13 protein-coding genes are annotated in these 12,770 nt (G+C 55.1%); all 13 read left to right on the top strand.

Features of this window, described 5'->3' with window-relative positions; genetic code table 11:
* The first annotated feature begins 59 nt into the window (after positions 1-59).
* The 13 genes from AC6I8J_RS20000 (at position 60) to licT (ending at position 12,764) form a co-directional block, all read left to right on the top strand.
* A complete protein-coding gene (locus AC6I8J_RS20000) occupies positions 60-1,058 on the top strand; it encodes an MsnO8 family LLM class oxidoreductase (protein WP_497825761.1) in 999 nt (332 codons plus the stop codon).
* Between the two features lie 19 nt (positions 1,059-1,077).
* Positions 1,078-2,229, top strand: coding sequence for an amidohydrolase (locus AC6I8J_RS20005; protein ID WP_222925741.1), 1,152 nt, complete (start codon positions 1,078-1,080; stop codon positions 2,227-2,229).
* Positions 2,230-2,309: 80 nt separating this feature from the next.
* Positions 2,310-3,623 (top strand): LLM class flavin-dependent oxidoreductase, encoded by a 1,314-nt coding sequence (locus tag AC6I8J_RS20010; RefSeq protein WP_497825762.1) that lies wholly within the window; start codon positions 2,310-2,312, stop codon positions 3,621-3,623.
* An 11-nt stretch (positions 3,624-3,634) separates the two neighbouring features.
* Positions 3,635-4,576 (top strand): ABC transporter substrate-binding protein, encoded by a 942-nt coding sequence (locus tag AC6I8J_RS20015; protein ID WP_497825763.1) that lies wholly within the window; start codon positions 3,635-3,637, stop codon positions 4,574-4,576.
* 10 nt (positions 4,577-4,586) lie between these two features.
* A complete protein-coding gene (locus tag AC6I8J_RS20020; protein ID WP_098050091.1) occupies positions 4,587-5,105 on the top strand; it encodes a GNAT family N-acetyltransferase in 519 nt (172 codons plus the stop codon).
* Positions 5,106-5,114: 9 nt separating this feature from the next.
* Positions 5,115-6,041, top strand: a complete 927-nt coding sequence (locus AC6I8J_RS20025; RefSeq protein ID WP_161736791.1) for an amino acid ABC transporter permease — start codon at positions 5,115-5,117, stop codon at positions 6,039-6,041.
* Entirely contained in the window at positions 6,025-6,819 is a 795-nt protein-coding gene (locus tag AC6I8J_RS20030) for an amino acid ABC transporter ATP-binding protein (RefSeq protein WP_161736792.1), read from the top strand. The genes AC6I8J_RS20025 and AC6I8J_RS20030 overlap by 17 nt, the downstream gene beginning before the upstream one ends.
* Positions 6,816-7,715 (top strand): ABC transporter substrate-binding protein, encoded by a 900-nt coding sequence (locus AC6I8J_RS20035; protein WP_161736793.1) that lies wholly within the window; start codon positions 6,816-6,818, stop codon positions 7,713-7,715. Before AC6I8J_RS20030 ends, AC6I8J_RS20035 begins: the two co-directional genes overlap by 4 nt.
* A 150-nt stretch (positions 7,716-7,865) precedes the next feature.
* Positions 7,866-8,426: a non-canonical purine NTP pyrophosphatase gene (locus tag AC6I8J_RS20040; RefSeq protein ID WP_161736794.1), complete on the top strand. Its 561-nt coding sequence runs from the start codon at positions 7,866-7,868 to the stop codon at positions 8,424-8,426.
* Positions 8,423-9,217: an SIR2 family protein gene (locus tag AC6I8J_RS20045; RefSeq protein ID WP_003855101.1), complete on the top strand. Its 795-nt coding sequence runs from the start codon at positions 8,423-8,425 to the stop codon at positions 9,215-9,217. The genes AC6I8J_RS20040 and AC6I8J_RS20045 overlap by 4 nt, the downstream gene beginning before the upstream one ends.
* A 156-nt stretch (positions 9,218-9,373) precedes the next feature.
* Positions 9,374-9,715: a YebG family protein gene (locus tag AC6I8J_RS20050; RefSeq protein WP_161736795.1), complete on the top strand. Its 342-nt coding sequence runs from the start codon at positions 9,374-9,376 to the stop codon at positions 9,713-9,715.
* A 720-nt stretch (positions 9,716-10,435) separates the two neighbouring features.
* Positions 10,436-11,767 (top strand): carbohydrate porin, encoded by a 1,332-nt coding sequence (locus AC6I8J_RS20055; RefSeq protein WP_237566771.1) that lies wholly within the window; start codon positions 10,436-10,438, stop codon positions 11,765-11,767.
* A gap of 163 nt (positions 11,768-11,930) precedes the next feature.
* Positions 11,931-12,764 carry a BglG family transcription antiterminator LicT gene (gene licT / locus AC6I8J_RS20060; RefSeq protein ID WP_161736808.1) on the top strand — a complete coding sequence of 278 codons (834 nt, stop codon included), beginning with the start codon at positions 11,931-11,933 and terminating at the stop codon, positions 12,762-12,764.
* The last annotated feature ends 6 nt before the right edge of the window (positions 12,765-12,770 follow it).

Below are 12,770 nucleotides of genomic sequence, written 5' to 3' on the forward strand. Positions count from 1 at the left end.
ACCAATTATCGACTGCGCAGCACACTGGTCCGCAACCGGAATGAACAAGGACCAGGTGAATGGCATATCGATTAAGTCTGTTAGATAAGGCGCCCGTGCTGCATGGCGAGTCGCCTGTAGCAGCACTGCAGCGTACGCTGCAGTTGGCACAGCTAGCAGAGGAGTGGGGTTATCACCGCTTCTGGCTGGCGGAACATCACAACACCGCGCAGCTGGCCAGTCCTTCACCTGAGGTATTGATTGCCTGGATCATTGCCCAGACCCGCCATATTCGCGTCGGATCGGGCGGGGTGATGTTGCAGCACTACAGCCCGTATAAAGTGGCGGAAAACTTTAACCTGCTCGCCTCACTGGCACCGGGCCGCATTGATATTGGTGTGGGCAAAGCGCCGGGCGGACTGCCACTTTCTACCCATGCACTGCAACAGGGTGTCGATGCGGCTAAAAAAGGGAGCTTTGCCGAACAGCTTCAACTGCTGGATAGCTGGCTTAAACCCACACAGGCGCAGCCTGATGTCGAAGGTTTAGCCGCGACGCCGCTGCCATCACGTCCTGCTAACCGATTTTTGCTGGGCGCCAGTGAAGAGAGCGCCCGGCTGGCGGCAAGTCTGGGCTGGCAGTTTGTCTTTGCAGCTCATCTCAATGGCGACCGCCAGTTGCTGGAGCATGCACTGAGTACTTTCTCTCACCTCAGTAACGGCCAGCGCGCTCTGGTGGCTGTTCAGGTAGTGGTGGCCGACTCGCCCGCCCAGGCTGACCTGCTGGTTTCCACGCTGCGTCATTATCATGTGTCGGTGAAAGACGGACCTGGCGTTAACGTCGCGAGTCTGGAACAGGCTGAGCGCTATGTGCGGCAGGGTGGATATCGCGATTATCAGATTGAGCCGCGCACACCGTCACTGCTGAAAGGCACCGCAGCACAGGTTCATGCCCAGCTTGATGCGCTGCACCATAATTTCGACATTGATGAGTTCGTTATCGACACGCCGATTACCGAGCCGGTTGCCCGCCTGCAGTCACTGGAGTTGCTGGCTACACATCATCTGGTTGCAGCCTGAGTCTGAGTGGAGAGTCATCATGAGCAATGCATCACAACTGATTGAATGGCGGCGTGAACTGCACACCTGGCCAGAGCTGTCGGGTCAGGAGTTCGCCACCACCGCCCGGCTGCGGGGCTGGTTGCAGGCGTCGGGCATCAGGCTGCTCGACTATCCCCTTGAGACGGGTCTTGTGGCGGAAATTGGCAGCGGAGAGACCGTCATCGCCCTGCGCGCCGACATCGATGCGTTGCCAATCCATGAAGCGAGCGGTGTGCGTTTTCATTCTCGTCATCCCGGTGTGATGCACGCCTGCGGTCACGACCTCCATAGCGCTGTGATGCTGGGCGCGGCGTTACAGCTTAACGACCAGGCCGATCAGTTGCCTGGTCGGGTGCGCATCCTCTTTCAGCCCGCTGAAGAGATTGCTCGCGGAGCACGCCAGTTTATCGAGGCGGGCGTGCTGGATGAGGTGCAGGCTATTTTCGGCATGCACAACGAGCCTTCACTGCCTGTTGGTACGTTTGCTACCCGCAGCGGGGCGTTTTACGCCAATACGGACAAATTTATTATTCGCGTCACCGGCAAAGGCGCACATGCCGCGTATCCGGAGCAGGGCGTGGACAGTATTGTCACCGCCAGCCAGATCATCCAGGCCTTACAGGGACTCACCAGCCGCAGCTTTAGTGCGCTGGACAGTCTGGTGCTGAGCATTACCCGCATCGACGGCGGCAAAAGCTGGAACGTATTGCCGGGCGGCGTTGAGTTTGGCGGCACCGCCCGCACGCACGATTTACAACTGCGTGCCGAACTGGAACAGCGGGTGCGTACGCTGGTTGAGCACTTTGCTGAAGCCAATGGCGCGCAGGCGACCCTGAGCTGGCAGCCCGGCCCGCCAGTGCTAATCAACGATGCCCACTGGGCAACCTTCAGCAGTGACGTCGCGCAGCAGGCTGGCTATCGGGTGCAGTCCGCCGAACTGCATCTGCTGGGTGAGGATTTTGCGTTCTATCTGCAACAGGTGCCAGGCGCGTTTGTCAGTATCGGCAGCGCCAGTGATTTTGGTCTGCACCATGCCAGTTTTACCCCGGATGAGGCGCTGATTGCCCCCGCCGCCGACTACTTCGCCCGACTGGCACGCCAGGCGCTGCAACACCTCAATGCGCGATGTCGGGACGCCATTCTGAACTGAATTCTTCTGCAGCCCGCCAAAACACGGGGGTTCTGACAACCCTCGTCGGGCATCGCTACGACTAAAAAAGAGAGAGCATCATGACCACAAGACAACTTCGGCTGGGCACTATTCTGCATGGCGCATCGGGAAACATGTCTGCCTGGCGCCATCCCGCGGCGCAGGCCGATGCCAGTATTAATCTGGAGTACGCCAAAAAAATCGCCCGCAAGGCGGAGCAGGGCAAGCTCGATTTTCTGTTTGTTGCCGACGGGTTGTTTATCAATGAGAAATCGATCCCGCACTTTCTCAATCGTTTTGAACCGCTGACGCTGCTCTCTGCACTGGCGGGCGTTACAGAACATCTGGGGCTGGTCGGTACCGTTTCCACTTCTTATAGCGAGCCGTTCACGGTAGCGCGTCAGTTTGCCAGCCTCGATCACCTCAGCGGCGGGCGTGCGGGCTGGAACGTTGTTACCTCGCCGCTGGAGGGTTCCGCCAAAAACTTTTCCCGCGAGAAACACCCGGAACACGCGTTGCGTTACCGCATTGCCGACGAGTATCTGCAGGTAGTGAAAGGCTTGTGGGATTCGTGGGAGCAGGATGCCTTTGTGCGCGACAAGGAGAGCGGGCAGTTCTTCGATCCGGCGAAGCTGCACACGCTCGATCATCATGGCGACTTCTTCCAGGTGCAGGGACCGCTAAACATCGCCCGCACGCCGCAGGGCCGTCCGATTATCTTCCAGGCGGGTGCGTCCGACGACGGTAAAAAGCTGGCGGCGCGTCATGCTGACGCCATCTTTACCCATCAGCCCACCCGCGAAGAAGCGCAGGCGTTTTATCAGGATGTGAAACAGCAGCTGGTAGCGAACGGTCGTCAGCCAGAGGATCTTCACATCTTCCAGGGTGTCAGCGTGATCGTGGGCGATGATGCGGAAGACGTAGAGCGCCAGTATCAGACCACGGCGGCGCTGGTATCGATTCCCGATGCCCTTAACTACCTTGGTCGTTTCTTTGACCACCACGACTTTTCTCAATATCCGCTGGATCAGCCGTTCCCGGACATCGGCGACATTGGTCAGAACAGCTTCCGCAGCACCACCGACGAGATCAAACGCAAAGCACAGCAGCATAGCCATACGCTGCGCCAGGCGGCACTGGAAGCCGCAACGCCACGTCCGCTGTTTCACGGTACGCCGGAAGAGGTCGCGGATGGCCTGCAGCTCTGGTTCGAAACCCACGCCACAGACGGCTTCATTATCAATGGCGGCACACCCGACACCTTTGAACGGTTTGTTGACCGCGTGGTGCCGATTCTGCAGGCTCGCGGCCTGACGCGCCGCGACTACCCGGGCAGTACGCTGCGCGACAGCTTCGCCCTGAAGCAACCCGTTAATCAGTTCACCTCACAATAAGAGCCTGCGTCATGAAAAAAACATCGCGTCTTCTTGCCCTGCTTATTCTGACCGCCAGCAGCCATGCGCTGGCTGAAGGCACCAGCGTGTCCTATAACGGCCAGCGCGTCAGCCTGGAAGCCAATAAAGCGCCGATTAATACGGTGAAGAATCCTGACGCCATCGCGCAACTGCCCGCGGGACATCACTTTGTAGTGCCGGGCTCCTTTACCGTGGCCGTGGCGGCGCAGAACTCTCCGCCGCTGACGGTATTTTCCGATGACAACAAAACCCTGCTCGGCAGCGAGGTGGATATTGCCCGACTGGTTGCGGATAGCCTGGGATTAAAACTCAATGTCGTGCCGACGTCGTGGGAAGGCTGGCCGCTGGGTGTGGCCTCGGGCAAGTATGATGCGGCGATCTCCAACATTACCGTGACTAAAGAGCGCAAAGAGAAGTTCGACTTCGCCACCTATCGCAAAGACTCACTTGGCTTCTATGTCAAAACCAGCAGCCCGATTAAGTCACTGACCAAAGCGGAAGACATTGCCGGATTGCGGATCATTGTGGGATCCGGCACCAATCAGGAGGCGATTCTGCTGGCGTGGGATAAAGAGAATCAGGCAAAGGGTCTGAAGGGCTTTACCCCGATCTACGCCAAAGATGACGCCGCCCAGACGCTGGCACTGCAGGCGGGGCGGGCCGATGCCTGGTTTGGTCCTAACGTCATTGGTGCCTGGAAAGCGGCACTGACCGGTAAAACCCGGCTGATCGGCAGTGTGGATGGTGGCTGGCCAAAAGCGGCGCACATTGCCGTTACGGTGAAGAAAGGCAGCGGCCTTGCAGAACCGATCAGCACTGCGCTGAATGGCGTCATCAGCAATGGTGATTATCAGAAGGTGCTGAACCGCTGGGGTGAAGGCGTGGAGCATATCGATCGTTCTGAAATTAACCCCACCGGGCTGGGCGACTAAGGAGCTGAGCATGAGTGAATCGACTTTCCGCGAAGTTTCGCCCGAGGCCCCCGAGCTGCAACCGATTCTGGGTGGTCTGTTTGGTGAATATTCGGCACGTTATGGCGACTTTTTCTCCCGCCGTAACGAGCAGGAGCAGGAGCTGACCGAATGGTATCTGCCGCCGCAGGGGCTGTTTATTGTGCTGGAGCGCGACGGCGAAATCATTGCGATGGGCGCTTATAAACCTTATGACCCACAGACCGCTGAGCTGAAGCGCATCTGGACCCGCAGCGATCTGCGCCGTCAGGGGCTGGCGCTGGTGGTGTTGCAGGAGCTGGAGCGGCGCGCGCTGCAGGCGGGCTATCAGCGTCTGTTTCTCACCACCGGCTTTCGCCAGCCAGAGGCGGTGCGGCTTTATACCGGTCACGGCTATCAGCCACAGTTCGATCTGAGCGGCGATCTGGAGCGTTACGGCCAGCCGCCACATGACGGGCGACTGCGTTTTATTAAAGTAATCGGCGTTTATAACGTCGCTGAGGCGAGTTAAGGAGTGACGATGCGCAAACATCAACATCTACAGGTGGTCCCGGCACGTTATCCGGCGCGCACCGCCGGCGCTATTCTGGCGCTGTTTATCCTGGCGGGTGTGGTGCAGTCAGTGGCCTTTAACCCGCGCTGGGAATGGGGCGTGTTTGCCCGCTGGTTTTTCGATCCGGTGATCCTGCACGGTCTGGGTCAGACGCTACTGCTGACCCTGCTGGGCACGATATTCAGCCTCTTTTTCGGCGGTCTGCTGGCGCTGGCACGTCTCTCCTCATCGTGGCTGCTGAGCACGCTGGCGTGGGGCTACATCTGGCTGTTCCGTTCGCTGCCGCTGATCGTGGTGCTGATCATTCTCTATAACTTCTCCTACCTCTACGACACGCTGTCGATCGGCATTCCGTTTACCGGCCTGTCGTGGGGCGCATTTCAGACGATTAATGTGCTGGGCCAGTTCCCGGCGGCGGTAATTGGTCTGACGCTGGTGCAGGCGGCTTACAGTGCAGAAATTATCCGCGGCGGGATCCTCGGCGTCGATCACGGGCAGGTTGAAGCCGCCTCCGCGCTGGGGCTTTCCGCCTCACGCCGGACCTTCCGCATCATTCTGCCGCAGGCGCTGCGCGCCATTATTCCGACCGCATTCAACGAGATCATCAGTCTGGCAAAAGGGACTTCGATGGTTTACGTGCTGGCGATGCCGGAGCTGTTTTATACCATTCAGATGATTTACAACCGTAATCAGGAAGTGATCCCGCTGCTGATGGTCGGTGCCGCCTGGTATCTGATTATCACCACCGTCCTGTCCGTGATTCAGTATTACGTTGAGCGCTGGCTGGCCCGCAGCGTGAACCGTGAGCCGCAGCCTTCGCGCTGGCAACAATGGCGCAATCGCGTCACGCCACTTCATCCGACCGAGGAGATCAGCCATGTCCGAAGCCATTGATTACCGCACTTCTCACACAACAGGTGCCATCACTATTACCGGCGTGACCAAGCGTTTTGGTAAACACAAAGCGCTGGATGATGTTTCGCTGTCGCTGGAACCCGGTTCGGTCACGGTGATTCTGGGGCCATCCGGATCGGGCAAATCCACGCTGCTGCGCACCATCAATCATCTGGAGCGGGTCGACGAGGGATTCATTCAGATCGATGGCGACTATATCGGCTATCAGCAGCGCGGCGACAAGCTGTATGAACTCAAAGAGAAGGCGATTCTGCGGCAGCGTATCAACGTCGGCTACGTGTTCCAGAACTTCAATCTGTTTCCGCACCTCAATGTGCTGGATAATCTGATTGAAGCGCCGATTGCCCATCGTCAGCTGACGAAATCTGAAGCGATAGCGCGGGCGGGTGAACTGCTGGACATTGTCGGCCTGCGCCATAAAACCGATGCCTGGCCGCGTCATCTGTCGGGCGGGCAGCAGCAGCGTATCGCCATTGCGCGCGCACTCATGCTCAATCCCCGCGTGATGCTGTTCGATGAGCCGACCTCGGCGCTGGATCCGGAGCTGGTCGGTGAAGTGCTCGACGTGATCAAAAAGCTCGCGCGTTCCGGCTCCACGCTGGTGATTGTGACCCATGAGATCGGCTTTGCCCGTGAAGTGGCGGACAACGTGGTCTTTATGGTGGATGGCCGGATTGTTGAGCAGGGCAGCACGACGCAGGTACTGAACAATCCGCGCCATGAGCGCACCCGCCGTTTCCTGGCGCGCGTGTTATGAGGGCGCTGACCTTAACAGCGCTGACGCTGCTCCCGGTGCTGAGCTGTTCGGCTGCGGAGAAGCTCGATGTGCTGAAAAATGAGACGCCAATCCATGCCCCGGCGAATCCGCAGGCGATCGCGAAAATCCCGGCTGGCTTTCACTTTATACAACCCGGTACGCTGACGGTGGCAACCGCCGCGACTAATTCTCCGCCGCTGTCGCTACTGGCGTCTGACAACGTCACGCGGATCGGCAGCGATCCGGACATTGCCAGGCTGCTGGCTGACAGTCTGGGATTAAAGCTGAAGCTGGTTCCGGCCTCGTGGGAAGACTGGCCGCTGGGCATCAGCGCCGGACGTTATGATGTCGCCATGTTTAATATTGCCGTTACCGAAGAGCGTAAGAAGAAGTTCGATTTCGCAACCTATCGCGCTGATAACCACGCCTTTGCGGTAAAAAGCGACAGTAAAATCAGCCAGATAAACAGCCCGCCTGATATTGCCGGTAAGCGGATTATCGTTTCGTCGGGCACCAATCAGGAGCGCATCTTACTGAGCTGGGATCAGCAGAATCGGGCCAATGGTCTGCCTGCGGTGACGCCAGTCTATCTTACCGATGATGCCTCAGCGACGCTGACGCTGCTGTCGGGACGAGCCGATGCGATCTTTGGTCCGCACTCGATGGCCGCCTGGAAAGTGGCCTCACGCGGACAGACAAAGCTGGTTGGCAGCGGTCCATTTCGCGCCTGGGTTGCCGTGACCACCAAAAAGGGCAATGGGCTGGCACCGGCTTTACAAGCCGCTCTGGATGGCACCATTACAGGTGGGCAGTATCAGCAGGTGCTGGCCCGCTGGGGTGAACAGGATGAAGCGGTTACACACTCCACGGTGAATCCACCGGGCATTGTTTACTGAGGCTACAGAACCGGCTCTCCTGCTGAAGCCGGTTCTGTAATTTAATGCCCACAGAATTGAACTACACTCTCCAGCGTTAGTGATTTATCCTGCCCGCCTGTTTTCGTAAAAATCCTCACTGCGTGGCGGAGTAATTGACCTGGAAGCCCCATGAAAATCAGATTCCTTTCTGCCAATGAGCCAAAACTGGCTGAGGTGCGCAAAATACTCGAACCCATCGGGGTCGAAGTTCTGCCCATCGCCCGTCGCATCGAAGAAATTCAGACTGAAAACGAGCTGGACCTGGTGCGCGATAAACTGACCAAAGCTTTTTCGCTGATTGGGCGGCCACTGTTTGTGGAGCATACCGGCCTCTATCTGGACGGCCTGAATGGTCTGCCGGCCGGTCTGACCCGCATCTTCTGGAACCGCCTGGACGCAGAGCGCTTTACCGCGCTGGTGCAGGGGCTGGACAGCCAGGCCGTGACGGCCAAAACGGTGCTCGGCTACTGCGACGGCCGCAAAATGTATCAGTTCTCGGGTGAACTGCGCGGCACCATCGCCCCTAAACCTGCAGGAACGCGCGGCTTTCAATGGGATTGCGTGTTTATTCCCGAAGGCTATGAGCAGACCTTTGCAGAAATGGGCGAACTCAAGAACGAGATCTCAATGCGGCGCATCGCGCTGGATCGCTTCGCCACCTTTTTAAAAACCTCGCGGGGAGTGGCATGAAACCTGAACTCAAACGCGCCTATGATTCCGGCAAACTGATTCTTTTTGCCGGTGCCGGTATTTCGCGCAATTTTGGCTTACCCGAGTGGCATGAACTGATTGCTCACCTCGCAAATGAGCTGGGCTACGATCCTAAGATTTTTAATACCTACGGCACGCATCTGTCGCTGGCGGAATATTACAAACAGAAGAAAGGTTCACTTGGCCCGCTGCGCAGCTGGATGGATCGCGAGTGGCACCGCCCGGATATCGATGTCCGGTCTTCAGAAATTCACACCATGATTACTCAGGGTAATTTCTCGCGTATCTACACTACCAACTACGATCGCTGGCTGGAAGCAGCGCACGATGCGCACGGTGTTCCCTATTATAAAGTGGCGAACGCCGCTGACCTGGTCTCACTGACCGAAGATAAACGTCACATTATCAAACTGCACGGTGACTTCGATGATGACACCTCTATCGTGCTTGATGAGAGCAGCTATTTTGAACGCCTCTATTTCGACTCACCGCTCGACATCAAACTGACCCATGACGTAATGGGCAACTCTGTGCTGTTTGTCGGCTATAGCATCAGCGATTTCAACATCCGCCTGCTGTTTTACCGTCTGACCAAGATGTGGGGCCGCACCGGGCTGGCGACAGCCCGGCCCAAATCGTATCTGTTCACTAACCGTAATAACCCGGTAGCCAAAGAGGTGCTGGGGCAGTGGGGGATCGAGGTGATCGTTTCCGAAGAAGACGATCCGCGTAAGGCGCTGGCGATGTTCCTTGAAGAGCTGCTGGTGTAGTCAGCCTGGCTTCTGGCAGAGAAGCGGCAGGAAAAAGAAAAAAACCTGCGCCCGGTTAAGGTTAGCCTGCGCGTAGCAAGTAGACTTGATTCTCTGCTGGCAAAGCATAACCGGCATGATATACTGTATGTATACACAGTACCTGAGGGCGAAAAGATGGCTGTTGAAACAAAATTTGTTGTAGTCAGAAAGGGTGAAGAGAAGATGACGTTTGCCAATAAGAAAGAGGCCGATGCCTACGACAAAATGCTCGATATGGCCGAAGCCTTTACTGACTGGCTGTTACAGCATCAACCTGCACTGGATGAATCTCAGGCAGAAACGCTGGGCCTGCTGATTGCAGAGCAGAAAGACACAGTGCAGCATATTCTGCGTACCAGCAAACTGCCGGACGTGTCCGCAGGCGCGACGAAGCCTGAAGCCGTGGCAGATAATGGTGCGGATGAGCAGGTGGAAGAGCCTGCTGCGAAGAAAGTACGCCCCGTTAAAGCTGCGTAATTGCCACAACGCCGGAAGCGACCCTCCCGGCGTTGTTGTTTCTGATTAACGGATTTATCTGACCTTTTGTCAGGACATACAAAACACATCCTCCTGTCATTTCCTTGTGCTGAATGCCCGCCTGCAATCTCCCTGTAAATCACGCAAATCAACCAGCTACATTTTTGAACTCAGCGCTATAGCATCAATCAGGATTCAATAATCTGGATTTTTGATCATTCATTTTTAAGCTTTGACGCCGTTTGCGTATTTTAACTCTACGCATAAACATCATCAGTCTTAATTGAATGAATTAGCAAGAAAACTAATATGATATTCTCCTGGTGATTTCTTACCTCATTTTAAATATTAATTAACACCAGTCACATGAAATAAGAGATATTAATTGTTAATCGGCTCACATTTTCTTGTGAAATAATCCGGCAGTGCTATTCAATTTTAAAAAGCAGTGTTAGGTTAGAGCCGTTTTCAGCGTAGGGTTGTTACTGGATAACAGGCAAAACCTAAGCGTTCCACAGTCTTAACCACTGTGGGGGGTTTAGGTTTTTTTTTGCCATAAATTTACTCCGTCATAGCGTAAATCATTAATAACCATAGCGATAACGAATCGACCTATTCAGGCCAGGGAAACATGACGTTGAGCAAAGCAGGTTCAGGGCTCTCCTGCGAACCGTACATCATTAAAATCAAAAACAGGTTGCTAAGATGAAATATAAAAGCATGCTGTGCGCACTCTCATTATTGACCTTTTCACCCTTGTCGACAGCGCAGGAATGGAGCGGAACGGTATTAGGGTTTGAATCTCCACCGGATCCCGTTCTGGGTGATATGTATGGTCTTCGTAAATCGCTTAACAATAATGGATTTACCTTTAACCTGGGTTATCTGAATGAAATTGGCTGGAATGGCGGCGGTGGATACAATCATGCGTCACACGTCGCTTATATCGATCAGTTTGCTTTGACCTTTAATCAGGATTTGTCGCGCTGGACAAATATTCCCGATGCACGTATTGAAGCGAACATTGTTAACCGCAATCACAACGATGATCTGACCACGCGACGGGTGCAGGATCCTCGCGTGAATGTTAACGATCTCACGCAGGAGAGCTGGGGCGGACAATCTATTACCCGACTGGGCTGGCTGACCTTTGCCCGAAGTTTTGATGATCGGCGTATAACATGGCGTATCGGAATGATGAACAAGGTTCAGACCTTCGATCAGATTATACCCTGTGATTTCCAGATGCTTTCACAATGTGGCGGAAAATCCGCGAACTCACTAACCTGGAATAACTGGAACGTTCATACATGGGGAACCACGCTCGAATACCGGTTAACGCCCATTGTCACTTTGAAAGGCGGCGTGATGGAGCAGAACCCGGACGCTTCCAGTCGTCATCACGCCTGGAGTGGTTCCACCCGACGCAGCAAAGGTGTCCTGCTGCCGGTTGAGATCGAAGCCCGCCCAATCATTAATGGCCTGCCGGGAGCCTACAACCTGGGCGTAGTTTTTACCAATGCTCCGCAAACTGAACTCTATCGCGGCCGGTCCGGTGGCGCGGGAGTCAGTGATCCCGGCGGTGATGAGAAGCATAACCGGACAGGGTTTCTTTACGCCGGACTTAATCAGCAACTGACGCGACATCAGGATGACGCAAGTCGCGGGTTAAGTACTTCATTCAGTATGAGCCTGGCCGATCAACGCACTAACTACATGCACTCGGTCTATGCGGCTTCGCTCCGCTATCGGGGTCTGTCTGACGCTCGTCCTGAAGACTGGATAGGTTTTGGCCTGACCTGGACAGATATGAGCAATCAATACGCGCGTAACCAGCGCTACATGAACACGATCAGTGGTATTTCTGACTACAACGATGCGGCTTATCATCCGGTGCCTGGCCATTCACTGAATGGAGAATTCTATTACCGATTCCGCCCCGTTTCCTGGCTGGAACTGCAACCCGGGCTTCAGTACTGGCATCGTCCGGCGGGTATTGCCCATACGCAGGATGCCTGGGTGACTGAACTCAAAACGGTGGTTACTTTTTAAGTTAATAAGCGGATTTCGATCGCTGTCACGCTTTTTACCCTGACAGATTGAGGTCACGAATAAAACTGATAGAGTGCCCGGACTGGATTGTTACTGCTTAGGCAGGCAAAACCTGATTTCTGGCCTCTGCCGGATGTCAGGTTTTTTTGTTTCTGGGGTTCCGATGAAAATCGCCAAAATTCTGAATAATAACGTGGTGATGGTTCAGGATGAGCAGGGGCGCGAGCAGGTCGTCATGGGACGTGGGCTGGCCTTCCAGAAGCGCGTCGGCGACAGTCTCAATGACGCGCAAATTGAGAAAGTGTTTGCACCACAAAGTGATCTGCTGGTCCGTCGGCTGGAGGAGTTGTTACATCAAATCCCGCCTGAAGTGATGACGACCTCCAATTGCATTATTGATCTTGCGATACAGCGTCTCGGGAAACTGCAGGAGAGTCTGTATATCACGCTGACCGACCACTGCTTCTTTGCCATTGAAAGACAGAAAAAAGGTCTGGCGATTAAAAATGTGTTGCTGTGGGACATCAAACGTCTCTATCCCAAAGAGTTCGAACTGGGGCAGGAGGCCAGGGCAATCATCTCCCGTCGTCTTAATGTCGAACTACCTGAGGATGAAGCCGGGTTTATCGCGTTACATCTGGTGACGGCACAGCTCAATAACGAAATGCCGGAAGTGATGCATGTTACGCGGGTAATGCAGGAGATTCTGCAACTGGTGAAGTATCAGTTGCGGCTGGAATATAACGAATCGTCGCTGAGTTACCAGCGTTTTGTCACCCATCTGAAGTTTTTCGCGCAGCGTATGCTGACGCGAACCGTAGTCGACGATGACGATGTTTCATTGCATACGGCAGTAAAAGATAACTATCCCAAAGCCTGGAAATGCGCGGTGAAAATCGCGCAGCATTTGCAACAAAGCTATCAGCGTGAGCTGACCGCAGAAGAGATTATGTTTCTCGCTATTCATATTGAGCGGGTGAGGAAAGAGGGGCACTAAGCCCCA

Source organism: Pantoea sp. X-Soil-ISGK-355 (genome assembly GCF_059730805.1).

What these genes read in the sequence shown, in the direction of transcription:
- AC6I8J_RS20000 (WP_497825761.1), top strand. Translation starts at nt 60, where the DNA reads ATGGCATATCGATTAAGTCTGTTAGATAAGGCGCCCGTGCTGCATGGC.
- AC6I8J_RS20005 (WP_222925741.1), top strand. Translation starts at nt 1,078, where the DNA reads ATGAGCAATGCATCACAACTGATTGAATGGCGGCGTGAACTGCACACC.
- AC6I8J_RS20010 (WP_497825762.1), top strand. Translation starts at nt 2,310, where the DNA reads ATGACCACAAGACAACTTCGGCTGGGCACTATTCTGCATGGCGCATCG.
- AC6I8J_RS20015 (WP_497825763.1), top strand. Translation starts at nt 3,635, where the DNA reads ATGAAAAAAACATCGCGTCTTCTTGCCCTGCTTATTCTGACCGCCAGC.
- AC6I8J_RS20020 (WP_098050091.1), top strand. Translation starts at nt 4,587, where the DNA reads ATGAGTGAATCGACTTTCCGCGAAGTTTCGCCCGAGGCCCCCGAGCTG.
- AC6I8J_RS20025 (WP_161736791.1), top strand. Translation starts at nt 5,115, where the DNA reads ATGCGCAAACATCAACATCTACAGGTGGTCCCGGCACGTTATCCGGCG.
- AC6I8J_RS20030 (WP_161736792.1), top strand. Translation starts at nt 6,025, where the DNA reads ATGTCCGAAGCCATTGATTACCGCACTTCTCACACAACAGGTGCCATC.
- AC6I8J_RS20035 (WP_161736793.1), top strand. Translation starts at nt 6,816, where the DNA reads ATGAGGGCGCTGACCTTAACAGCGCTGACGCTGCTCCCGGTGCTGAGC.
- AC6I8J_RS20040 (WP_161736794.1), top strand. Translation starts at nt 7,866, where the DNA reads ATGAAAATCAGATTCCTTTCTGCCAATGAGCCAAAACTGGCTGAGGTG.
- AC6I8J_RS20045 (WP_003855101.1), top strand. Translation starts at nt 8,423, where the DNA reads ATGAAACCTGAACTCAAACGCGCCTATGATTCCGGCAAACTGATTCTT.
- AC6I8J_RS20050 (WP_161736795.1), top strand. Translation starts at nt 9,374, where the DNA reads ATGGCTGTTGAAACAAAATTTGTTGTAGTCAGAAAGGGTGAAGAGAAG.
- AC6I8J_RS20055 (WP_237566771.1), top strand. Translation starts at nt 10,436, where the DNA reads ATGCTGTGCGCACTCTCATTATTGACCTTTTCACCCTTGTCGACAGCG.
- licT (WP_161736808.1), top strand. Translation starts at nt 11,931, where the DNA reads ATGAAAATCGCCAAAATTCTGAATAATAACGTGGTGATGGTTCAGGAT.